Below are 23387 nucleotides of genomic sequence, written 5' to 3'. Positions count from 1 at the left end.
GCACCCATGGTGCAGTTTCTGTTATCGCGCCTGTTGTCGGCGATCCCGACCTTATTGCTGGTGACGGTGCTGGTGTTCCTGCTTACCCGGCTGGTGCCGGGTGATCCGGCGCTGCTGATGCTGGGGGACATGGCCACCGAAGCCAGCCTGGCGGATTTGCGCCATAGCATGGGCCTGGATCAAACCTTGCCGCAGCAATTCCTGATCTGGTTCAGCCAGGTTCTGCACGGCGATTTCGGCCACTCGATCCAAACCGGGCAGGCGGTGTTGCCGCTGATCCTGCAACGTTTCGGTGTGACCCTGAGCGTGGTGCTGGCGGCAATTATCATCGCTTCGCTATTGGCGGTGCCGGCCGGCATGCTGGCGGCCTGGAAACAAAACTCGCGCTGGGATATCGGCCTGGTGATGTTTTCCACCTTTCTGCTGTCTATCCCCAGTTTCTGGATGGGGCTGCTGGTGTTGCTCACCTTCGGCCTGAGCCTGGGTTGGTTGCCGGTGGTGGGGTATGTCTCGGTGGCGGATAACCTGCAGTTGGGGGTGCTGTATCTGTTGATGCCGGTGCTGACCCTGGTGCTGGTGGAGATGGGGGCGCTGGTGCGCATGATGCGCGCCAGCACCCTGGAGGTGTTGCGCCTGGACTATGTGACCCACGCCCGCGCCAAGGGCTTGCCGGAGCGGCGGGTGCTGGCGCGCCATGTGTTTCCCAATGCTTTCGGCCCCACCTGGACGCTGATCGGCTTAACCCTGGGCAATCTGTTGAGCGGGGTGGCGGTTACCGAAACGGTCTTCAGCCTGCCGGGGCTTGGGCGCCTGTTGGTGGACGCCATCTACGCGCGCGATTATCCGGTGATCCAGGGCTGCATGCTGTTTATCGCCGCGCTGTATGTGCTGACCAATCTGCTGATTGACGCGCTGTATCCGCTGTTTAACCCGAGGGTGACCGCCTGATGAAACGACAAACCGCCATTGCGCCCAATGCCTGGCTGGGGGCGGTGCTGATTGGCTTGATAGTCATGGCCGGCGTGTTGGGCTTCCTGTGGACGCCTTACGATCCGGGCAGTATCAATATTCTGGCGCGCCTGCATGGGCCGGATGCGCAACACTGGTTCGGCACCGACGAATATGGCCGCGATGTTCTGAGCCGCCTGCTGGCCGGCGCCAGCGCCAGCCTGACGATCTCATTGGTGACGGTGGCGTTTGCGCTGACCATCGGCATCTTTCTGGGGCTGGTCAGCGGCTATCTGCGCGGCGCAATCGATCGTCTGATCATGATGGTGACCGATACCCTGCTGGCGTTTCCCGGCATTCTGCTGGCGCTGGGGCTGCTGAGTATCCTGGGCAATAACCGCTACGGCATTATCCTGGCGTTGGGGCTGGCCTATACCCCGTCGGTGGTGCGTATGGTGCGCGGCACGGTGATGGCGCTGCGTGAGGCTGACTTCGTGGCCGCCGCCCGCGTGATGGGCCACAGTGAAACGACCATTCTGCGCCGGCATATCATGCCCAATTGCATCGCGCCGTTGACGGTACTGGCCACCTCGATGCTCGGCTGGGTGTTGATCTCTGAAAGCGCGCTGTCGTTCCTCGGCCTGGGCGTGCCGCCGCCGGAGCCGACCTGGGGCAATATGCTGGCCGCCAGCCGCAGCTATCTGGCGCAGGCGCCGTGGCTGGCGTTGTTGCCGGGAGCCTGTATTTCTCTGGCGCTGTTGGGCGTCAATTTATTGGGCGATGCCCTGCGTGATTATCTCGATCCGAGGATGCAATGATGACAAGCCAAGTGATGCCGTTGTTGCAGGTGGATAACCTGCGGGTGACGGTCAACGGCCAGGATGTGGTGAAGGGGATTTCGTTCACCGTGGCGGAGCGGGAGATCTTGGCCGTGGTAGGGGAATCGGGCAGCGGTAAAACCCTGGCGATGCGTGCCCTGATGCAATTGTTGCCTGCCGGCGTAGATTTTCAGGCCGGCGCTATCCAGTTCGCCGGCCGCGATTTGCGCCGGCTAAGCGCGCTCGAGCTGCGCAAACTGCGCGGCGCCGGCATCGGCATGGTGTTTCAGGAACCGATGACCTCGCTCAACCCGGCGATGACCATCGGCAGGCAATTAGATGAAGGGCTGGCGCTGCATACTGCATTGCCCCCGCAGCAGCGGCGTGCGCGGATCATCGCGATGCTGGAGCGGGTGGGGCTGGCGCAGGCGGAGCTGCTTTTGAACCGCTATCCGCACGAATTTTCCGGTGGCATGCGGCAGCGGGTGATGATCGCCTCGGTGATGTTGCTGGAACCGAAGCTGATCATCGCCGATGAGCCCACTACCGCGCTGGACGTGCTGGTGCAGCATGAAGTGATGGCACTAATGCTGTCGTTGACCGCCGAGAAAGGCAGCGCGGTGATCTTGATCAGCCATGATCTGTCGATGGTGGCTCATTATGCGTCGCGCATTATGGTGATGGAGCAGGGAGAACTGGTGGAGCAAAACGCCAGCCGGCAACTGTTGGCTAAGCCGCAGCACCCTTATACTTGCCGCCTGCTGGCCGCGTTGCCAGTGCGTAAAGCGGCGCCGGATCGGCGAAAACTGCTGGCGGCGGAGAGCGTGATTGCGCTGCATAATGTGGATATCGTTTATCGCGGCCGCCGCGCCTGGTTCAAGCCTGCCCAGGTGACCCATGCGGTGCAGGGGGTGAGTTTCAACGTTCGGGCCGGCGAAACCGTGGCGTTGGTGGGGGCCAGCGGTTCGGGCAAAACCACCATTGGCAAACTGATCGCCGGCATGGTGCCGGCGGCGGCGGGCATTTTAAGCTTTCGCGGCACGGTTGTGGCGCAGGCCAGTAAACGGCAGCGGGACGAATGGCGGCGCGAATGCCAAATCATTCAGCAGGATCCGTTCTCGTCTCTCGATCCACGCATGCGTATCGCTGCGATTCTGGCCGAGCCATTGCTGCTGGATGCGGCCATTACCCGCAAGGCGCGCGAACAACGGGTGCGTGAGATGCTGCAAGAAGTGGGGCTGGGCGAGCATTTTTTGACGCGCTATCCGCATCAGCTTTCCGGCGGGCAACGGCAGCGGGTGGCGATCGCCCGTGCCATTATTCGCCGGCCCGCGTTTATCATCGCCGATGAGCCAACCTCGGCGCTGGACATGACGGTGCAAAAGCAGATCCTGCAGTTGTTGAAGCGGCTACAGGAAAACTACGGCTTTGCCTGCCTGTTCATCACCCATGATTTAGGCGCGGTGGAGCAAATCGCCGATCGCATTTTGGTGATGGAGCAAGGGCGGCTGGTGGAAAGCGGCTGGAGCGATGACGTGCTGGACGCGCCGCGCCATCCTTATACGCAACGCTTGCTGAACTGTTTGCCGATGCTGAAGCCGCTGGCGGGCGGCGGTTATCAACTGCAGCAGCAACCGGCCGGCATGGGCGGGAAATAGCCTGCCGCCGGTTTAGCGTTCGTTTTGGCTGATGATGGCAAGGCGCGCGCGATACCCATTGCGGATGTGTTGGCAGACGGCCTCTTGCGCGGCGGGCGTCGACTATCGCAATGCCTCCTGGCCTTGGTTGTCGTTTAATTAAGGACATAAAATTCCGTACACCAAGGAACTACAGCCTACTTTTTCTTTAATCCTGCAATTCATATCGTTAGGGCATCCCGTTTTTTTGAGGAACTTGCCATGACGAATTTCACTGATTCACTGCGCAGAGGCGTTCCGCCCGAGCAGCTATCCAGCAGCGTTCACACCGTGGTGCAGCAGGCAGTTGACGAACAGCGGTTGGTCGGCGCTGTCATTCTGATTGCCCGCAATGGCGAGTTGATCCACCAGCAAGCGGCCGGTTTTGCCGACCGCGAAAGTGCGCGGCCGATGGCCCTGGATGCGGTATTCCGGCTGGCTTCTGTCAGCAAGCCCATCGTCTCCACCGCTGCGCTTGTGCTGGTGGCACAGGGCAAAATCGGCCTTGACGATCCTATCGCAAGCTGGCTGCCCGCGTTTCAGCCCCACCTGGCTGACGGCCGCCCGGCCCGTATCACCGTGCGGCAGTTGCTTAGCCACACCGCTGGCCTTGGCTACCGATTTTTTGAGGCCGATGCGCATGGCCCCTATGCGCGAGCTGGTGTGTCGGACGGTATGGATGCCGCGGGCATCAGCCTGGCGGAGAATTTGCATCGCCTTGGCCGCGAACCGTTGCTGTATGAGCCGGGCACCGCCTGGGGCTATTCACTGGCGACCGACGTGCTGGGAGCGCTGATCGCGCGTATCCATGGCACGCCGTTGGATGAGGCGGTGCGCCGGTTGGTGACAGACCCATTGGGCATGGCCGATACCGGCTTTGTCGCTCGCGATCCGCAGCGTGTGCCCACCGCCTATGTGAACGATACCCCACAACCTCACCGGCTGGCAGAAAGCGAGACGGTTTCGGCTTTCGAAGGCGCGGTTGGGATCGCCTACAGCCCGGCCCGCATCTTCGATCCGCAGGCCTTTCCCTCTGGCGGGGCCGGCATGGCGGGCAGCGCCGGGGATTTTCTGTGCCTTCTGGAAGCCTTACGCCAGGGCGGTAGCGGGCTGCTGCCCAACGAACTGGTGGAAGAAATGGGGCGCGATCAGACCGGCGGATTGGAACTGCCCGATGCGCCTGGCTTCGGTTTCGGTCTGGGCTTTTCTGTATTACGCGATCCTGCTCTTGCGGCTTCGCCGGAATCGGCAGGCACCTGGCGTTGGGGTGGTGCCTACGGCCATTCCTGGTTTGTGGATCGGGCGCAGGGCCTTAGCGTTGTCGCTTTCACCAACACGCTGTATGAAGGTATAAGCGGCCGTTTTGTAACGGATTTGCGCGACGCGGTTTACGGCGCGCTGGAGGTGCAATGATGGCAAACGCTTCCCGCATGGCAGCGATGGGGTTTCGCCGCGGTTCTGCGCTATCCGAACCTCTGACTGGTGGCATCGTTGGTAACGTGGTTGTGGCGCGTTCCGTGGCGGATACGGCATGGCAAAGGCCGGATTAGGTGTTGGCTGGAATCATTGAGAGCGTCCTTCCATCGCCCAGTACGCCAATGCCGCGATGGGCAGCGCAACGCCAAAGCCGGATGCCCACGCCCAGCCGCCGTGGGCATAAGCCCAGGCGCCGATCGCCGAGCCAATTGCACCACCAATGAAGAAGGTGGTCATGTAGAGGCCATTTAACCGGGCGCGAAATTCTGCGCCCAGGGCGAAGATGGCGCGCTGGCTCAGCGTCATATTGGCCGATACCCCGAAATCGAGCACGATAGCCGCCAACACCAGTAGGCCCAGCGACCAGGACGATCCCGGCGTGGCGATGTGAGTTAGCAGGAAGCCCGCCGCTACCGCCAGCATGGACAGTGCCGTAGCCGGGCGGCTCCAGCCCCGATCGGCGACGCGGCCTGCAATGGGGGCGGCGATGGCTCCGGCAACGCCGGCGAGGGCGAATAGGGCAATCCCCCCCTGTGAGAGGCCGAACACCGGCCCGGCAAGCAACAGCGGCGTGGTTGTCCAGAACAGGCTAAAGGCCGCGAATAGCGCAGCGTGGTAAAGGGCGCGCCGGCGCAGCACGGGTGTGGCGCGCGCCAGGTGGCTCATTGATACCAACAACTGAAGGTAACGCAACCGCCCGGTGGGAAAGCGTGCCGGCAGTTGCCAGGCCAGTATGCCCGCCAGCAGCGCCATCGCTACCGCAGAGATGAAGAAGATTGTATGCCACGATGAAAGCTGAGTGATAAAGCTTGATACCGGGCGGGCCAGCATGATGCCCAGCATCAGGCCGCTCATCACGTTGCCCACGACGCGCCCACGCATTTCCGCTGGCGCCATATGTGCGGCATAGGGCACCAGCACCTGCACCGCTACGGTTCCAACGCCGATACCCAAGGCCGATAGCAGGAAGGGCAGTGGATGGGTGGATAGCCCTGCGCCCAGCAGCGCCAGCGTGGCAATGCCTAATAATGCCAATGTCAGCCTGCGATTTTCGACCAGATCGCCCAAAGGCACGATCAACAGCAAGCCGAGGCCGTAGCCAATCTGCGTCAGCGTTACGATCAGCCCGGTTGCTTCGCCTGACATTCCGAGTGCGGCACCGATCGGCCCGGCCAGCGGCTGGGCATAGTAGATATTGGCGGCAATCAGGCCGCAGGCAGTTGCCAATAGCAGGAGCAGCCAGGGGGAAACCGTCTGGGGCGGGTTCACTGCCGCTTTGGGGGACGCTGGAATGTTCATCGGAACCTCTTCAATAAGGGAATATTTATTTCCTAAATGGGTAAAAAAATCAGCCCAACAATTTCAGCGCAGCATCGGCCACCGCCTGCATCTCCTGCTTGCTGCGGCCAGCCTTGCCGATGACGCGCATGCCTTGCAGCACGCACAGCATCAAGCGAGCCGTGGTCTGATAGTCCAGCGCTGTGGGAATCGAGCCATCGGATTGGCCCTGTTGGATCAGTTCGCTGAGCAGTGCTTCACTTCTTTCCAGCGAACCTGTGACACGTTGTGCAATTTCGTCATCGAAGGTAGCCAATTCGGCCGCACCACCCACCACCAAACAGCCTAACTGCCCTTGTGCACCGTAGGATGATGCGGCGAAGAAATTCAGGGTATTGCGTAACCGCTCACGGCCATTGCGCCCTTGGTTAATTGCGGCACGCAACTGCGTATCGCGCACCGTCTTGTAGCGATCAAATGCCGCAAGGAATACCGCCCGTTTGTCCTTGAACGCCTTGTAGACGCTACCGGAAGCCAGTTCCATCGCCGAGGTCAGATCGGCAATAGAGGTGGCATGGTAGCCACGCGCACAGAACACCCGCACGGCTTTATCCAGCGCATCGTCCATATTGAACTCGCGCGGCCGGCCGCGGCTGCGGGAGGGGCGGTTTGGCAGATGACCAGTAGCAGACATATGCGTTTTCCTAAATTAGGGAATGATATTTTCCTAATTTAACACGAAATCAGCTTTGCACAAGTCAATGACGGGTTGCTCACTGGGTTAATCGTTCCATGCTTACTGTTTGCTTAGGGGGGGGGAATGGCATAAATCCTTAGTGTTGCTTCTTTCCATTGATTATGTGATTCGTGTAGAAAGCCTTGGTATGTAGCAACTTCAACCGCTGTTGAAACGGGCCAGTCTTCGGCTAAAATCGAAGCTTCATTAGAAACCACGCGTAAGAAGTCTGCTCATCTCCGTCTTGCGGTTTAATCATTACTCTTTCTTTTCCCGCCCACTATCTATGTACTCATTTAACTACGATTCCATGAGACCTATATGAAAAAAATCCACGCAAATGCGTGGATTTTTGTGGCTTTCATGAGATTCAATGAAACCTCATGAGACAACAAATTTTATTTAGACGTTAAACAAGAAGTTCATGATATCGCCGTCTTTAACGATATAGTCTTTACCTTCTGAACGCATTTTGCCGGCTTCTTTTGCCCCTTGCTCGCCTTTGTACGTGATGAAATCTTCATAGGCGATGGTTTGGGCGCGGATAAAGCCTTTTTCAAAGTCGGTGTGGATCTTGCCAGCGGCCTGCGGTGCCGTTGCGCCAACCGGGATGGTCCAGGCGCGGACTTCTTTCACACCGGCGGTGAAATAGGTCTGCAGGTTCAGCAGTTCATAACCAGCGCGGATCACGCGGTTCAGGCCGGGTTCTTCCAGGCCGAGTTCAGCCATGAACTCGTCGCGCTCGTCGTCTTCCAGTTCGGCAATATCGGATTCCACCGCGGCGCACACGGCAACCACTACAGAACCTTCTGCCGCAGCGATTTCACGCACTTTATCCAGATACGGGTTGTTCTCAAAACCGTCTTCGTTCACGTTGGCGATGTACATGGTTGGTTTCAGCGTCAGGAAACTTAGATAGCGGATGGCGGCTTTATCTTCCGGGGTCAGATCCAACACGCGCAGCATACCGGCGTTTTCCAGGTGCGGCAGGCATTTTTCCAGTGCGGCCAGCTCGGCTTTGGCGTCTTTATCGCCGCCTTTGGCTTTCTTCTGCACACGGTGCATGGCGCGCTCGCAGGTTTCCAGATCGGAAAGAGCCAGTTCGGTATTGATAACGTCAATATCTTCCACAGGATCAACCTTGCCGGAAACGTGCACGATATTGTCATTTTCAAAGCAACGCACCACGTGGCCGATAGCTTCAGTTTCGCGGATATTGGTCAGGAACTGGTTGCCCAGGCCTTCGCCTTTGGATGCGCCTTTAACCAGGCCGGCGATGTCGACAAACTCCATCGTGGTCGGCAGGATGCGCTGGGGTTTGACGATCTCGGCCAGTTTATCCAGACGCGGATCGGGCATCGGCACCACACCGGTGTTTGGTTCAATGGTGCAGAACGGGAAGTTAGCTGCTTCAATGCCCGCTTTGGTCAACGCGTTGAACAGGGTGGATTTGCCAACGTTAGGCAGACCGACGATACCGCATTTGAATCCCATGTTTATATCACCTTAAATATCTTAACTATCAGCTAGTTAAAGTTAACCAACCGTATAAATGGCAAAATTATGGCGCCATTATACACGTAATGCGCCTTTATCTCGACTCACTGTTGCCGCCGTGCCGTTGAACACCGGTGCCGAACGGGCGTTTGCCATTGAGATATCGATCACATTTCAACATACTGGCACGCAATGTTGGCGAAACACATCTGTGCCAGGAACGCAGCGAAACGGCACTGTCACTTGAAGGCTGCTAACTTTTCTGGTTGCAGGATAACCGTCGCGTAGTGGTTAACTGATGCAGGTATGATGAATAAATTTGGGAAGTGTATGTTGAACCTAAAAAATATCAGGTTTGCTGATATTAAAAACGAAGTGTTGGCCGGTTTTGTCGTCGCGGTATCCATGGTGCCGGAAGCGGTTGGCTTTGCGTTGGTTGCCGGTTTTTCACCGATCGTTGGGCTGCATACCGCGTTTATCATCGGGTTGACCACCGCGTTATTCGGCGGCAAGCCAGGCATGGTTTCAGGAGCTGCAGGCTCGATCGTAGTGGTGCTTATGGGGTTGGCGGCGCAGCATGGCATGCAATACGTGCTGTGGGCGACCATTTTTGCCGGCATTATCCAGATCTTGATTGGCGCGTTCCGCCTAGGGAAATTTATTCGACTGGTGCCGTTGCCGGCGATCCATGGCTTCGTTAACGGGCTGGCGATCGTGATTATGTTGGCCCAACTTCATATGATCGCCGGCCAGGGGATGCTGATGTATGCGCTGGTGCTATTAGCGATATTGGTGGTGGTGCTGTTCCCTCGTTTGACCAAAGCTATCCCGTCGTCACTGGCGGCGTTGATTATCATTTCTGCGTTGGCTATCGGCTTGCATTTGAACACGCTGCGGGTCGGCGATCTGGCGGATATTTCCGGCAGCTTGCCGCACTTGGGTTTGCCGTTGGCGGCATTTAACCTAGAGATGCTGCGCGTGGTGTTGCCTTATGCCTTGGTGATTGCGCTGGTGGGCCTGATTGAATCATTGCTGACGATGACCGTGCTGGATGATATGGGCGGCAGCAAAGGCGATGGCAACCGGGAAAGTATTGCACAGGGGGCAGGCAACACCCTTTGCGGCCTGTTTGGCTGTTTTGCCGGCTGTGCGATGATTGGGCAATCGATCATCAATTTCACCTCCGGTGGCCGCGGGCGCATTTCATCCACCCTTGGTGCGCTGCTGTTGATACTCTTTGTGGTTAGCCTTTCGGCGTATATTGGCGTGATCCCGGTTGCCGCCCTGGCCGGCATTATGCTGGTGGTGTGCTATAACACCTTTGAATGGAGTTCACTGCGCCGTTTTAAACATATGCCCAAAGCCGACCGAGTTATTTTGATTGTGGTAACGGCAATTACGATTTATGCGGACCTGGCCGTGGCGGTGATAAGCGGGGTAATTATCTCTGCGTTGGTATTTGCCTGGCAGCATGCGCGTATTACGCTGCGTTCCGTGAAGCAGGAAGATGAACAGGTTATCTATTTTTTGCAGGGGCCGTTATTCTTTGGTTCGGCTACTGCCTTTGCCGAACTCTTTCGGCCGGAAAATGATCCTGCCACCGTGGTGTTGGATTTTGCGCAAACGCGCGTGTTAGATTCCAGCGGTGTAGAGGCGATTGATAAACTGACCGCCCGCTATGTGGCCGAGGGGAAAAGTATCCGCTTGCGCCACCTGAGTGAAGACTGTATTCATCTGCTCAAACTGGCCGGCCCCTTCTGCAGCCATGAGTTAGACGGGCCTAAATAAATGATACAAGCCACTTTAAGAAGTTTCTGATGCTTGGATTTTTTTCTCGGCCCTGAGGGGCCGTTGCTTATAACATTCGATTTGCTCATGGCAGCTTTTTCGTTTACCCCCAGTCATTTCTTGGAGCAAGCATCCACGCGGTATTTTTGGCGGTATATACTCGTCATACTTCAAGTTGCAGGTGTGTTGGCTTTATTACTCGGCCCATCCTTGGGCCTCGCCCCAGAGGGGCCGCTGCCGGCAGCGTTCAAATCTGCTCCCGGCAGATTTGTCGCTCACCCCAGTCACTTACTCCAGTAAGCTCCTGGGGATTCGCTGCGTCGCCGCCTTCCTGCAACTCGAATTATTTAGAGTATATATTTAATTTTAATTTGTCTTGTGGTGAAATTCATTTGCTGAATGATATATTTCCTGTTTATATTGCTTTGATGAAATAGCGATTTTTATTGATGTTTAAATTAATTGTTTGTCTTTTTATTTTCAGATAAAGTGCGGCTCATTAAATACATGTTGTGAATGGAATTCACGTGTTGGCTATATTATTGCTATTAATCTTTACTTCAATATTTGCATTCAATAAACATGCGCGCCTTGTTCGCAAACGGAGGATTATTGTGCATGGCAAGGCGCGTTATAAGCGCAATTTTTTTGGCAACAGCATAATAAAATAGAGGTATACCTGTCCTACTTTAAGCAGCAGGTGTATTGGCTTTATTACTCGGCCCATCCTTGGGCTTCACTCCATCGGCCCGGCGTTTAGCTGCCGGCTTTGAAAGTATGAAGGCGATTCATCGCTTTTGTCATGCCTTCTTGCAACAACAGCTCGGTACAACGCAAGGATTCATCAATCGCTTCATCGATGAGGGCCTGCTCGGTTGCCGGCGGTTTGCCCAGCACAAAACCCACGACTTTATTTCTGTCGCCCGGGTGGCCGATACCGATCCGCAAACGATAGAAATTGGGGTTATTGCCCAGCTTGCTCTGGATATCTTTAAGGCCGTTATGGCCGCCATTGCCGCCCCCCAGTTTCAATTTGGCAACGCCAGGCGGCAGGTCCAGTTCGTCATGCGCCACCAGGATTTCATCGGGCGCAATGCGGTAAAACGTCGCCATCGCAGCGACGGCCTTGCCGCTTAGGTTCATGAAGGTGGTTGGCACCAGCAGGCGCACATCGTTGCCGGCCAGGTTCAGGCGGGCGGTATAGCCGAAGAATTTGCTCTCTTCTTTCAGCGCCTGGTTATGGCGCCCGGCCAGGAGATCAACATACCACGCCCCGGCATTGTGCCGCGTTTGGGCATATTCAGCGCCTGGGTTAGCCAGGCCGACAATTAATTTGATACTGCTCACTGAAAATTCACTTTAGCTGGGATAGAGAAAGATAAGTAGTCTACCTTCCCGCGTCCGGAATGACAAAAGGCCGGCGCAATAGATCATTTAATTAACATTGTTAATAATTTCGCTACCAAAATAGCGCTGGGCCTGATGATCATTTTGCGCTGCTTTTGCACCCTGTGGTGATTAATACGCTGTTTACGTAAAGATTTGTCAGTGTTTATTGCCATTATGTGATCGTTAACGCAACAACGCCGCCGATAAGTTTCCTATACTCAACTCATCAAACAGGATTAATCATTCATCCCACTTTGCTGATGAAATATGTGACTCGATGGAGGTGACATATGAAACGTAAAAATGCAGACCGGTTTGGCAATATCCTCATGGGGCTTGGCCTGGTAGTGATGATTGGCGGCGTCGGGTATTCGATTATTGCCGAGGTCTCCCAATTCAATCTGCCGCAGTTTTTCTCACATGGCGCGGTTCTGAGTATTTTTGTTGGCGCCTTGCTGTGGTTGGTCGGCGCCAGGGTGAGTGGTCATGAACGGGTTGCCGATCGCTATTGGTGGGTCAAACACTTTGACAAACGCTGCCGGGATAACCAGCACCGCGCTTCGCATTAAGCGTAAGTGAAAGGGTGGGGCACCGCGTTTTTCCACTAATCCGGGCGTGAGGCTTGGGCTGATGATGAAAAACAGAAAACCCGTTGATGCAGGGCGTCAACGGGTTTTGCTTTTCTGCCGCAGGATTACGCGATAACCGGGTATGGCATGCGGCCATGCCCGGTTACGATTAATGCTCGAACATGGCAGAAATTGACTCTTCGTTGCTGATGCGGCGGATAGCTTCAGCCAGCATGCCGGAGAGGGTCAGGGTACGGACGTTTTTCAGCGCTTTGATTTCCGGTGACAGCGGAATGGTGTCACAAACAATCACTTCATCAATCACCGAGTTTTTGATGTTGTCCACGGCGCTGCCAGAGAAGATCGGGTGCGTTGCGTAGGCAAACACGCGTTTGGCGCCACGATCTTTCAACGCCTCGGCCGCTTTGCACAGGGTGCCGCCGGTATCAATCATGTCATCCACCAGCACGCAATCGCGGCCTGCAACGTCACCAATAATGTGCATCACCTGAGAAACGTTTGCGCGTGGGCGGCGTTTATCGATGATGGCCATGTCGGTATCGTTGAGCAGTTTGGCGATAGCGCGGGCGCGCACAACCCCGCCGATATCCGGTGAAACCACGATCGGGTTTTCCAGATCCTGTTGCAGCATGTCTTCCAGCAGGATAGGGCTACCAAACACGTTATCGACCGGCACATCAAAGAAGCCTTGAATCTGCTCGGCGTGCAGATCAACCGTCAGAACACGGTCGACGCCTACGCTAGAGAGGAAATCGGCAACCACTTTGGCGGTGATTGGCACACGTGCCGAACGCACACGGCGATCCTGGCGCGCGTAGCCGAAGTAAGGGATAACGGCGGTAATTCGCCCTGCGGAGGCGCGGCGCAGGGCATCGACCATAACAACCAACTCCATCAGGTTGTCATTGGTGGGTGCGCAGGTGGACTGGATGATGAAAATATCACCGCCGCGTACGTTTTCGTTGATTTGCACGCTCACTTCGCCGTCGCTAAAACGACCTACAGCGGCGTCACCAAGGCTGGTGTACAAACGGTTGGCAATACGTTGTGCTAGTTCGGGGATGGCGTTACCAGCAAAAAGCTTCATATCAGGCACGAGAAGAACCTCAGGCTTGCGTCCAGAGAAGATATTGTCATACGGCCTTCGCTAAGGGGCTGTTAGCGACGCCGGCGCAATATGCATACGGGTATGTAAAACTGCATGAAACCGCAGGCAGCGCAGTGATTACAGGGCTATATGGGGCTAGCCTTGCGCAGCGCAACGTTGGGCTACGGTTCATCGTTGCCCGGAAAGGGTGCGATGCAGCGGGGAAATGTTGACACCACGCGCTACAAAACCACGCAACCACGCCGGGGCTTGATTTAACACCTTACGGGCAGCGCACTCGGTATCGAACTCGGCAAATACACAAGCGCCTGTACCCGTCAGGCGCGACGGCGCGTATTGTAACAGCCAAGAAAGAAGCTGTTCAACCTCGCGAAAACGTTTTCTTGCGATCGGTTCGCAATCATTTGCGTACGGAGCCTGCAATAACGCCTCAAGTGGCCGGGCCGGCGTATCTCTGGTTAAATCGGCGTCGCCGAAGATAACCGGCGTGGGGATACTGACGCCAGGGTGGGCGACCAGATACCATTTTTCCGCGGGTTCGGCTGGCTGCAGTTGCTCGCCAATGCCTTCGGCAAAGGCGGCATGGCCGCGCACAAAGACCGGCACGTCAGCACCGAGCGCCTGCCCCATTTGCGCCAGTTGATCCTCACTCAACCCACATTGCCACAGCGCGTTGAGCGCCACCAGCACCGTCGCCGCATTGGATGAGCCGCCGCCCAGGCCACCGCCCATCGGCAGCACTTTTTCAATGCTGATATCCGCGCCGCACGCTGCGGTGGCGATCGCCTGTTCACGGCAATGTTGCTGTAGCAGGCGGGCGGCACGCACAATCAGGTTCTGTTCATCCGGCACGCCGACAACCGGCGTGAGCAAACGAATTTGTTGATCGGCACGTGGTTCGATGGTCAGGGTGTCGCCGTAGTCCAGAAACTGAAACAGCGTTTGCAACAGGTGATAACCGTCGGGGCGACGGCCGGTGATATAAAGAAACAGGTTTAATTTTGCCGGAGAAGGCCAGCGGTGAATCATTTGAGTGTCCAGTTATCCATTTTCAGCTTGATGCGTTGGTTCCCCTGTTGCAGCTCCAGGCGGCCCGGCAGCGAGGGCTGAACCTCGGAGTTGTAGTCCTGATAGTCCACAACCCAGCTTTGATCGCCCTGGCGGTAGGTCAGCTTGCTGAGCCGATACTGGCTGTCCAACGTGAAATCGGTCGCGTCGCCCGGCAAGCCCAGCATCCATTGGCGCAAGTTGTCCAGCGGGATCGTCATACCGGAAAGTTTGCGGATCATCTCTTCGGCGTTGTCGCCCACGTAGCGTTTGCCGTTGCTGTCGGTGAGCTGCACCACGTTTTGCTGCACATTCAGTTCCAGCACGCTGCTGCCAACCGGGGTCGTGAGCAGCAGGCGATAGCGCTCAGGTGAGAACTGCTGCAGGAAAAAGCGCGCGTACTGCCGTTTTTCATCGGAAAGATAGGCGAAAGCACCACGAGTTTGGTATTGACTGATTTGCTGTACCGCCTGCTCATGGGCGCGCCATTGCGGGGAGGTAGGGCTGGTCGCCGGCCCGCTGGGTTTGGTGGTGGTACAGGCCGCCAGCACCAGGCTGGCCAGCGGGATTAGGCGAAGCAAATTGACTTTGCGAATTGGCATAACGTTTTATCGTCCTTTTTCCTTGCTGCGCCCACGTAAAGAGGGAATGTGCAGCGTCAATAACAGATCACCAAAGGTGCTCATAAGGGCAACGTGCTGCCCCAGCGGCGGGGCTGCCTCTAGGGTAACACAATCACCTTACGCTGCATTGCATGGCGCCATAACATCCTGCTGTCTTAATTTTGTGGTAATGCTGTGACCGTAGCAAGCCAGCATGGGCGCGCAGCGATTTTTGCCGCTTTCTTTCGCTGTAACATTTGGTTACTATCAGGCCATAATTTCTTTACGCACAGAAAATAGGTGGAATAGTGGAAAACCGATATGCACCGGTACAGATTCGCCTGCATTGGTGGGTGTTTATCCTGCTAGTGATCACCTGCGCGACCATCGAATTGCGCACCATGGCAGAGATTGGCACCGGGCCATGGTATGTTTTGGTCGTCACCCATTTTAGCTGCGGGGTGGTGGTTTTCTTTCTGATGATCTTCCGTCTGATCCTGCGCCACCGTTATCCCACCCCGGCGATTGTCCCTCCTCCGCCGAAATGGCAAGCCGCCGCGGCCAGCACGGCCCATATTTTGATTTATCTGCTGTTGTTCACGCTGCCGATTTTGGGCGTCTATTCCCGTTATATCGGCGGCAGGGAATGGTTCCTGTTTGGTATCCCAATGCCGTTTGCCGAGCCGGCCGACAGGGGCGCTGCCCGTGCGGTTATCGGCTGGCATAAAACGCTGGCGAATCTGGGGTATTGGCTGATCGGCTTACATGCGGCGGCGGCCTTGTTCCACCACTATCTTGTCAAAGACAACACCTTGCTGCGCATGATGCCGTTTCGCAAGAGGGATTGACGCCGGCAGTCGTGTGCCCTTGCCGTTGCGTGGGGCGCACCGCCGTTTCCCTTTAGGGGGCGTATTTTGGCGTTTTGTGACGGCGTCACTTTTATTTGGGCGATTAATGCTCCACAAAAACCATATGTAACCTATTGATATATGGCTATGTTAGCGTCTGAATTTCAGATGCCGGATAAATTTCAGGCGCCGCAGGCGTAATTTCATACTGCGTTGATATTAATCGGTAATTTTTGATTACTGTGGCCTATGCCAGTGATTGAACGGAATATGCGGTTGTTACTTTAATTGATCCAGCTCATCAAGTAGAATGCCGTTCAACGAGAACCCGTACCAAGATAAGTATTACTCGAAGCAATGAGCCTGCTCGCGTTAGGTATTAATCACAAGACCGCTCCGGTTTCTCTACGAGAACGTGTTGCCTTCTCCTCAGAGTCAATCGAAAAAGCGCTAAATAGCCTGCTCCAACAGCCGTTGGTGCAGGGCGGTGTTGTGTTGTCTACCTGTAACCGCACGGAGCTCTACCTTAGCGTTGAGCAACAGGAACATATCCACGAGCAACTGGTGGCCTGGCTGTGCGAATATCATCAGTTGCGCCCGGAAGACGTGCGTAAAAGCCTGTACTGGCACCACGGCAATGACGCCGTCAGCCATTTGATGCGCGTCGCCAGCGGCCTGGACTCTCTGGTGCTGGGCGAACCTCAAATTCTTGGCCAGGTGAAAAAAGCCTTCGCCGATTCCCAACGCGGGCAGTCGCTTTCCGGTGAGCTGGAGCGGCTGTTTCAAAAATCGTTTTCTGTCGCCAAACGCATACGCACCGAAACCGAGATCGGCGCCAGCGCGGTGTCGGTGGCCTTTGCGGCCTGCACCCTGGCACGGCAGATCTTCGAATCCCTGGCCGAGTTGAACGTCTTGCTGGTCGGCGCGGGTGAAACCATCGAACTGGTGGCGCGCCACCTGCGGGAGCATAAAGTTCAGCATATGATTATTGCCAACCGTACCCGTGAACGGGCGCAGCAGCTGGCGGAAGAGGTGGGCGGCGAAGTGATCACGCTGCCGGAAATCGACGAACGCCTGGCCGATGCGGATATTGTCATCAGTTCCACCGCCAGCCCGCTGCCGATTATCGGCAAGGGCATGGTGGAGCGGGCGCTGAAAGCGCGCCGCAACCAGCCGATGCTGCTGGTGGATATCGCCGTGCCGCGCGACATCGAACCGGAAGCCGGCAAGCTGGCCAACGCCTACCTCTACAGCGTTGACGATCTGCAGGCCATTATTCAGAACAACCTGGCGCAGCGCAAAGCCGCCGCGGTGCAGGCTGAAACCATCGTTCAGCAGGAAAGCTCCAACTTTATGGCTTGGCTGCGCTCGCAAGGCGCGGTGGAGACCATCCGTGACTACCGTTCCCAGGCCGATCACATCCGCACGGAAATGGAGGCAAAAGCGCTGGCCGCGATTGCCCAGGGCGCGAGCGTCGAGCAGGTTATTCACGAACTGGCCTATAAACTGACCAACCGCCTTATTCATGCCCCTACCAAATCCCTCCAGCAGGCCGCTATTGACGGCGATGTGGAGCGGTTGCAAATTTTACGCGACAGCCTTGGGCTGGATCAGCATTAGTTTTCTTTATTATTAACAAGGTTTAATACCACGCATGAAGCCTTCTATTGTTGCCAAACTGGAAGCGTTACAAGAACGCCATGAAGAAGTTCAGGCTTTGCTTGGCGATGCCGGCGTGATCGCCGATCAGGAACGTTTTCGCGCGCTGTCGCGTGAGTATGCGCAACTGACCGATGTGAGCCGCTGTTTCCTTGAATGGCGCCAGGTTCAGGACGATCTGGCAACGGCCGAAATGATGCTGGACGATCTGGAAATGCGCGAGATGGCGCAGGAAGAACTTAAGCAGGCCAAAGCGGCCAGCGAAACGCTGGAGCAAGAGCTGCAAGTGCTGCTGCTGCCGAAGGATCCCGATGATGAGCGCGGTTGCTTCCTGGAAGTGCGCGCCGGCACCGGCGGCGATGAGGCCGCGTTGTTTGCCGGCGATCTGTTCCGCATGTACAGCCGCTATGCGGAAGCGCGCCGCTGGCGGGTGGAGATCATGAGCGCCAGCGAAGGCGAACACGGCGGTTATAAAGAAGTGATCGCCAAAGTCTCCGGCGACGGGGTGTACGGCCAACTGAAGTTTGAATCCGGCGGCCACCGCGTGCAGCGTGTGCCGGAAACGGAATCGCAGGGCCGTATCCACACCTCTGCCTGCACGGTTGCGGTGATGCCGGAAGTGCCGGAAGCCGAATTGCCGGAAATCAACCCGGGTGATTTGAAGATCGACACCTTCCGTTCCTCGGGCGCGGGCGGCCAGCACGTTAACACCACCGATTCTGCGATCCGCATTACCCACTTGCCGACCGGTATTGTCGTCGAGTGTCAGGACGAGCGTTCGCAGCACAAGAACAAAGCCAAAGCGATGTCGGTGCTGGGTGCGCGCATCCGTGCGGCGGAAATGGCCAAGCGCCATCAAGAAGAGGCGTCGACCCGCCGCAACCTGCTGGGCAGCGGCGATCGTTCCGATCGCAACCGCACCTATAACTTCCCGCAGGGGCGGGTCACCGATCACCGCATCAACCTCACGCTTTACCGCCTTGATGAGGTGATGGAAGGCAAGCTCGATATGCTGATCCAGCCGATTGTGCAGGAATACCAGGCCGATCAGCTTGCTGCGCTCGCCGCCGAGCCCGAATAATGGATTATCAGTCCTGGCTGCGGGCGGCGGCGGCCCGGCTGGCGCAAAGCGGCAGCGCTAAGCGTGATGCGGAAATTCTGCTGGGCTTTGTGACCGGCCGCGCCAGAACCTTCCTGTTTGCCTTTGGCGAAACGTTATTAACGGCGCAACAGCTTGAACAGTTGGAAACGCTGCTGGCGCGGCGCGAGCGCGGCGAGCCGGTGGCCTATCTGGTTGGCGAACGCGAGTTCTGGTCGTTGCCGCTGTCTGTTTCACCCGCCACCCTGATCCCGCGCCCGGATACCGAATGCCTGGTTGAGTTGGCGCTGGCGTGCTTGCCATCATCCCCTTGCCCTCTGCTCGATCTGGGCACCGGCACTGGCGCAATTGCGCTGGCGTTAGCCTGCGAGCGCAAAGACTGTGCGATTACCGGCGTTGATCTGCAACCCGCTGCGGTGGCGCTGGCCCAGCATAATGCGCGTAAATTGGCGATCGCGAACGCCACTTTCCTGCAGGGCAGTTGGTTTGCTCCGGTCAGCGGCCAGCGTTTTGCGCTGATCGCCAGCAACCCTCCGTATATTGATGCGGCCGATCCGCACCTGGCACAGGGCGATGTGCGCTTTGAGCCCAGCAGCGCGCTGGTGGCGCCGGAGCAGGGGCTGGCCGATCTGGCCGCCATCGTGCGCCAGGCCCCAGGCTACCTGTTGCCGCAGGGCTGGCTTTTGCTGGAGCACGGTTGGCAGCAGGGGGAGCCGGTGCGTGAACTGTTGCTGGCCGCGGGTTTTGGCGCAGTGGCTACCCATCGGGACTATGGCGGCAATGAACGCGTCACGTTAGGCCAGTGGGCCGGCAGCGGGAAATAATTCTAATTCTATCAGGGAGCAATGAATGACTGCATACATGGTATTGAAACATCTCCATTTGCTCACGGTGGCGATCAGCATCACCCTGTTCGTGTTGCGTTTTGTCTGGCAGTGGCGTGGCTCGGCGATGAGCAGCAAGCGCTGGGTAAAGATTGCGCCGCATATTAATGATACCGTGCTGTTTATCAGCGGTATCTCACTGGTGATCACGTTTAAATTTTATCCGCTGTTAGGCATGGACTCATGGCTGACCGAGAAGCTGTTTGGCGTTATTATCTATATCTTGCTTGGTTATATCGCGTTAGGCAGAAGAACAAAGAGCCAGAATGTGCGCACCGTGGCATTTATACTGGCCCTGGGCTGTTTGTACCTTATTATTAAACTGGCCACGACGAAGATACCGTTTCTGATGGGATACCTATGAGTAGCATCGCTGATTTTGAATTTAACGCTTCACCGTTGAGTGATGGCGTCATCCTGGTTTCGCAAGCCATACGGCAGGATTTCCCCACCGCGGAAGTGCAGCGCAGGCTACAGCAACTGGTGGAAGAGGCGCGTGTGGCGATCCCGGAACACCTGAGCCAGGAACAGCAGATGGATGCGCTGATTGCACTGTTCTATAAAACATGGGGTTTCGGTGGGGCCAGCGGCGTGTATCGTTTGTCCGATGCCATCTGGCTCGATAAGGTGCTTGAAGCCCGGCAGGGCACACCGGTATCGCTGGGGACGATTTTCCTGCACATTGCCCACCAGCTTGATTTGCCGCTGATGCCGGTGATTTTCCCCACTCAACTGATCATGCGCGCCGATTGGCTGGATGACGAAATGTGGCTGATCAACCCGTTGAACGGTGAAACGCTCAGCGAGCATACGCTCGAAGTGTGGATCAAGGGCAATCTGGGGTTGGGCGCGGAGCTTGAAGACGACGATCTGGACGAATCCGAGAATATTATGGTGGTGCGCAAGATGCTTGATACGCTGAAAGCGGCCCTGATGGAAGAAAAACAGATGGAAATGGCGCTGCGCGCCAGCCAAACGGTGCTGTGTTTTGATCCGGACGATCCCTACGAAATCCGCGATCGCGGCCTGATTTTTGCCCAGTTGGATTGCAACCACGCCGCCATTTCCGATCTTAACTATTTTGTTGAACAGTGCCCGGAAGATCCGGTCAGCGAAGTGATCAAAGTGCAAATCCACGCGATTGAGCCGAAACAGGTTACTTTGCACTGAAGACAACCCCTTTATCCTTACCCCTTACACATAGGTGCCTGCATGAAACAGAAAGTGGTTAGCATTGGTGACATCAACGTAGCGAACGATTTGCCGTTTGTACTGTTTGGCGGTATGAATGTGCTGGAATCGCGCGATTTGGCGATGCGCATCTGCGAACACTATGTCACCGTAACGCAAAAACTGGGTATTCCATACGTTTTCAAAGCCTCGTTTGACAAGGCCAACCGCTCTTCCATCCACTCCTACCGCGGCCCGGGGCTGGAAGAGGGGATGCGTATTTTTGAAGAGATCAAAAAGGCCTTTGGCGTGAAAGTGATCACCGACGTCCATGAACCGGCTCAGGCGCAGCCAGTGGCCGAAGTGGTGGATGTGATCCAACTGCCGGCATTTTTGGCGCGGCAGACCGATCTGGTTGAAGCGATGGCGAAAACCGGCGCGGTGATCAACGTGAAAAAACCGCAGTTCGTCAGCCCAGGGCAAATGGGCAATATCGTTGAGAAATTCAAGGAAGGCGGTAACGATCAAATCATCCTGTGCGATCGCGGCAGCAACTTTGGCTATGACAACCTGGTTGTCGACATGCTGGGCATTAACGTGATGAAAAATGTCAGCGGTGGCCACCCGGTGATTTTCGACGTGACTCACGCCCTGCAAACGCGCGATCCGTTCGGTGCTGCCTCTGGCGGCCGCCGCGCGCAGGTGGCTGAACTGGCCCGTGCCGGGATGGCGGTTGGCCTGGCGGGGCTGTTTATCGAAGCACATCCGGAGCCGAACAGCGCCAAATGTGATGGCCCATCGGCACTGCCGCTGGACAAACTGGAGCCGTTCCTGGTGCAAATGAAAGCGATTGATGACCTAGTGAAGAGTTTCCCAGAGTTGGATACCAGCAACTAAGTCCGTTTTAAATCCGGCGATAAAAAGCCCGGTGCAGGTTAATCTGCGCCGGGCTTTTTGCTGTTGGGCTATCACCCGCCCAGGCGGGCCGCGTTTACTGATCTAATGCGTTTAGGGCTTCCGGCAGCGTGGCATAAAAAGCCAGTTTCCCTTCAATCGGTTGAACGCGCGCACGCGCCAGCGTTTTGAGCGGCTGGAAAGGAATGTCGGTAATAACCAGCTGTTTCCCGTCAGGCAGCGTTTCGATGAAGCGTTGCAATGCCTGCAGGCCGCCGGCATCCAGCACTGGCACTGCATCCCACTGCAGGACTATCTGGTTGTAGCTTTCGCTGCGTGTCAGCAGTTCGTTGAAGATGCGTTCGGCAGCGGCGAAGAACAGCGGCCCATTGACGCGCAACACCAGGCGGTGATGTTCTTCGCTGATCGTGCTCAGGCGCGTCATCCGTGCAATGCGGCGCATAAACAGCAGCGATGCCAACACAATCCCCACCGTAATCGCGATCACCATATCGAACAGCACGGTCAGCGTCAGGCACAGCAACATGACCAGGATGTCATCTTTCGGCGCACGGCGTAGCAGATAAACCACCTTATGCGCTTCACTCATGTTCCAGGCCACGATCAGCAGCAAGGAAGCCATGGCTGCCAGCGGTAGGTAGGAGAGCCACGGAGCCAGCACCAGCAGCGCCAGCAGCACCAATAAGGCGTGGATAACGGCAGAAATCGGCGATGTCGCGCCGGCGCGCACGTTGGCGGCCGAACGGGCGATAGCCGCAGTGGCCGTGATGCCGCCAAAAAACGGCGCGATGATATTACCGATGCCCTGGCCGAGCAGTTCGGTGTTGGAGTTGTGTTTTTTGCCGGTCATGCCGTCGAGCACCACGGCGCACAGCAGGGATTCGATCGCGCCAAGCACCGCCATCGAGAATGCTGCCGGCAGCAGGGCAGAAACTGTCTGCCAGCTCAACGCCATGTGTTTGCCATCGGCGCCGGGGATGTCCCATGGCAGAACCAACTGCGGCAGGATAGGTGGAATGCCCTGGCCGTGGGTGCCATCGGCCAGAATATAGCTAAAGCGTGAACCGATGGTGGCGACGTGGTGGTCAAACATCGCCAGTACGCCCATCACCGCCGTACCTGCCAGCAAGGCAGGCAGGTGGCCGGGAACGCGCAGGCCCAGCTTGGGCCAGTAAATCAGGACCGCTAACGTCACCACGCCAATCAGCGTATCGCCGTAATCCAGCGTGGGCAGGGCGTGCAATAACGCATAGACCTTGCCGATATAGTTTTCCGGCAGGGCGGTCAATTGCAGGCCAAAGAAGTCTTTAATCTGCATTGTCGCAATGGTGATGGCGATACCGGAAGTAAAGCCCAGCGTGACCGACAGCGGAATGTATTCAATCAGCCGGCCAAAGCGCGCCAGGCCCATGATCACCAAAAACACCCCGGAAAGCAGCGTGGCAATCAACAGGCCCGAAAGGCCAAATTGTTGCGATACCGGGAACAGGATCACCACAAAGGCGGCGGTGGGGCCGGAAACGCTAAAGCGTGAGCCGCCGATAACCGCAATCACAATCCCTGCGATGGCGGAAGTATACAGGCCGTATTGTGGAGGGACGCCACTGGCAATCGCCAGCGCCATAGCCAATGGGATGGCGATAATACCGACGGTAACGCCGGCAATGGCATCTTTTAATAAGCGATTCAGAGAATAGGATTCCCGCCAGCAGGCATCTATTAATGCGCTGAAGGGACGAATGTCGTTTATTTCGTGCGTTTTCATCTGAGGTGCAAACCAAGTCTGGAAAAGAGAACGGAATGGCGGGCCAGCTGAGGTCCGTCTCGAATAGCTGCCTATCAGCATACGCCTTTCTAAC

General features: G+C 56.7%; 21 protein-coding genes. 13 read left to right on the top strand and 8 right to left on the bottom strand.

The window, feature by feature from the left end; all coding sequences use genetic code 11:
- Positions 1 to 6 precede the first annotated feature (6 nt).
- The 4 genes from ACN28Q_RS00780 to ACN28Q_RS00765 all read left to right on the top strand — a co-directional run bounded on the left by ACN28Q_RS00780 (position 7) and on the right by ACN28Q_RS00765 (position 4855).
- Positions 7 to 948 carry an ABC transporter permease gene (locus ACN28Q_RS00780; protein WP_095844585.1) on the top strand — a complete coding sequence of 314 codons (942 nt, stop codon included), beginning with the start codon at positions 7 to 9 and terminating at the stop codon, positions 946 to 948.
- Positions 948 to 1766, top strand: a complete 819-nt coding sequence (locus ACN28Q_RS00775) for an ABC transporter permease (RefSeq protein ID WP_095844584.1) — start codon at positions 948 to 950, stop codon at positions 1764 to 1766. Before ACN28Q_RS00780 ends, ACN28Q_RS00775 begins: the two co-directional genes overlap by 1 nt.
- Complete coding sequence (locus ACN28Q_RS00770; RefSeq protein ID WP_230469474.1) at positions 1763 to 3424, top strand: dipeptide ABC transporter ATP-binding protein; 1662 nt, start codon at positions 1763 to 1765, stop codon at positions 3422 to 3424. Before ACN28Q_RS00775 ends, ACN28Q_RS00770 begins: the two co-directional genes overlap by 4 nt.
- Positions 3425 to 3664: 240 nt before the next feature.
- The gene (locus ACN28Q_RS00765; protein WP_095844582.1) at positions 3665 to 4855 is read left to right on the top strand and encodes a serine hydrolase domain-containing protein; all 1191 of its coding nucleotides are present in this window, start codon (positions 3665 to 3667) and stop codon (positions 4853 to 4855) included.
- A 150-nt stretch (positions 4856 to 5005) separates the two neighbouring features.
- Here the strand turns inward: ACN28Q_RS00765 and ACN28Q_RS00760 are convergent, their stop codons facing one another.
- The 3 genes from ACN28Q_RS00760 to ychF form a co-directional block, all read right to left on the bottom strand.
- On the bottom strand, positions 5006 to 6217 hold the full coding sequence (locus tag ACN28Q_RS00760) for an MFS transporter (protein ID WP_095844581.1): 1212 nt from the start codon (positions 6215 to 6217) through the stop codon (positions 5006 to 5008).
- Positions 6218 to 6266: 49 nt separating this feature from the next.
- Positions 6267 to 6890, bottom strand: coding sequence for a TetR/AcrR family transcriptional regulator (locus tag ACN28Q_RS00755; protein WP_230469473.1), 624 nt, complete (start codon positions 6888 to 6890; stop codon positions 6267 to 6269).
- A 444-nt stretch (positions 6891 to 7334) separates the two neighbouring features.
- Positions 7335 to 8426, bottom strand: coding sequence for a redox-regulated ATPase YchF (gene ychF / locus ACN28Q_RS00750; RefSeq protein WP_095844580.1), 1092 nt, complete (start codon positions 8424 to 8426; stop codon positions 7335 to 7337).
- Between the two features lie 333 nt (positions 8427 to 8759).
- On the opposite strand from ychF, the gene ACN28Q_RS00745 reads away from it, so the two are divergent.
- Positions 8760 to 10217 (top strand): SulP family inorganic anion transporter, encoded by a 1458-nt coding sequence (locus ACN28Q_RS00745; protein ID WP_095848859.1) that lies wholly within the window; start codon positions 8760 to 8762, stop codon positions 10215 to 10217.
- 756 nt (positions 10218 to 10973) lie between these two features.
- Here the strand turns inward: ACN28Q_RS00745 and pth are convergent.
- A complete protein-coding gene (pth, locus tag ACN28Q_RS00740) occupies positions 10974 to 11564 on the bottom strand; it encodes an aminoacyl-tRNA hydrolase (RefSeq protein ID WP_095844578.1) in 591 nt (196 codons plus the stop codon).
- Between the two features lie 332 nt (positions 11565 to 11896).
- Between pth and ychH the strand changes: the two genes are divergently transcribed.
- Complete coding sequence (ychH, locus tag ACN28Q_RS00735) at positions 11897 to 12175, top strand: stress-induced protein YchH (protein ID WP_095844577.1); 279 nt, start codon at positions 11897 to 11899, stop codon at positions 12173 to 12175.
- A 169-nt stretch (positions 12176 to 12344) separates the two neighbouring features.
- On the opposite strand, the gene prs is transcribed toward ychH, so the two are convergent.
- From prs to lolB, 3 genes are all read right to left on the bottom strand, one after another.
- Positions 12345 to 13292: a ribose-phosphate diphosphokinase gene (gene prs / locus ACN28Q_RS00730; protein WP_095844576.1), complete on the bottom strand. Its 948-nt coding sequence runs from the start codon at positions 13290 to 13292 to the stop codon at positions 12345 to 12347.
- Positions 13293 to 13472: 180 nt separating this feature from the next.
- Positions 13473 to 14333 carry a 4-(cytidine 5'-diphospho)-2-C-methyl-D-erythritol kinase gene (gene ispE / locus ACN28Q_RS00725; protein WP_095844575.1) on the bottom strand — a complete coding sequence of 287 codons (861 nt, stop codon included), beginning with the start codon at positions 14331 to 14333 and terminating at the stop codon, positions 13473 to 13475.
- Positions 14330 to 14953 carry a lipoprotein insertase outer membrane protein LolB gene (gene lolB, locus ACN28Q_RS00720; protein WP_095844574.1) on the bottom strand — a complete coding sequence of 208 codons (624 nt, stop codon included), beginning with the start codon at positions 14951 to 14953 and terminating at the stop codon, positions 14330 to 14332. Before lolB ends, ispE begins: the two co-directional genes overlap by 4 nt.
- 308 nt (positions 14954 to 15261) lie before the next feature.
- Between lolB and cybB the strand changes: the two genes are divergently transcribed.
- From cybB to kdsA, 7 genes are all read left to right on the top strand, one after another.
- On the top strand, positions 15262 to 15801 hold the full coding sequence (gene cybB / locus ACN28Q_RS00715; RefSeq protein WP_095844573.1) for a cytochrome b561: 540 nt from the start codon (positions 15262 to 15264) through the stop codon (positions 15799 to 15801).
- 357 nt (positions 15802 to 16158) lie between these two features.
- On the top strand, positions 16159 to 17421 hold the full coding sequence (hemA, locus tag ACN28Q_RS00710; RefSeq protein ID WP_095844572.1) for a glutamyl-tRNA reductase: 1263 nt from the start codon (positions 16159 to 16161) through the stop codon (positions 17419 to 17421).
- A gap of 34 nt (positions 17422 to 17455) precedes the next feature.
- Positions 17456 to 18541: a peptide chain release factor 1 gene (gene prfA / locus ACN28Q_RS00705; RefSeq protein ID WP_095844571.1), complete on the top strand. Its 1086-nt coding sequence runs from the start codon at positions 17456 to 17458 to the stop codon at positions 18539 to 18541.
- Positions 18541 to 19383, top strand: a complete 843-nt coding sequence (gene prmC, locus ACN28Q_RS00700) for a peptide chain release factor N(5)-glutamine methyltransferase (protein ID WP_095844570.1) — start codon at positions 18541 to 18543, stop codon at positions 19381 to 19383. The genes prfA and prmC overlap by 1 nt, the downstream gene beginning before the upstream one ends.
- A 25-nt stretch (positions 19384 to 19408) precedes the next feature.
- Entirely contained in the window at positions 19409 to 19807 is a 399-nt protein-coding gene (locus ACN28Q_RS00695) for a SirB2 family protein (protein WP_095844569.1), read from the top strand.
- On the top strand, positions 19804 to 20613 hold the full coding sequence (gene sirB1, locus ACN28Q_RS00690) for an invasion regulator SirB1 (RefSeq protein WP_095844568.1): 810 nt from the start codon (positions 19804 to 19806) through the stop codon (positions 20611 to 20613). The genes ACN28Q_RS00695 and sirB1 overlap by 4 nt, the downstream gene beginning before the upstream one ends.
- A gap of 42 nt (positions 20614 to 20655) precedes the next feature.
- Positions 20656 to 21510 (top strand): 3-deoxy-8-phosphooctulonate synthase, encoded by an 855-nt coding sequence (gene kdsA / locus ACN28Q_RS00685; protein WP_095844567.1) that lies wholly within the window; start codon positions 20656 to 20658, stop codon positions 21508 to 21510.
- Between the two features lie 94 nt (positions 21511 to 21604).
- On the opposite strand, the gene dauA is transcribed toward kdsA, so the two are convergent.
- Positions 21605 to 23293: a C4-dicarboxylic acid transporter DauA gene (gene dauA, locus ACN28Q_RS00680; RefSeq protein ID WP_095844566.1), complete on the bottom strand. Its 1689-nt coding sequence runs from the start codon at positions 23291 to 23293 to the stop codon at positions 21605 to 21607.
- Between the last annotated feature and the right edge of the window lie 94 nt (positions 23294 to 23387).

It is taken from the genome of Gibbsiella quercinecans, from assembly GCF_002291425.1.
Lineage (GTDB): Bacteria > Pseudomonadota > Gammaproteobacteria > Enterobacterales > Enterobacteriaceae > Gibbsiella > Gibbsiella quercinecans.
Note: the sequence above shows the minus strand (reverse complement) of the source record. Positions and strands in the feature narration are given on the sequence as shown.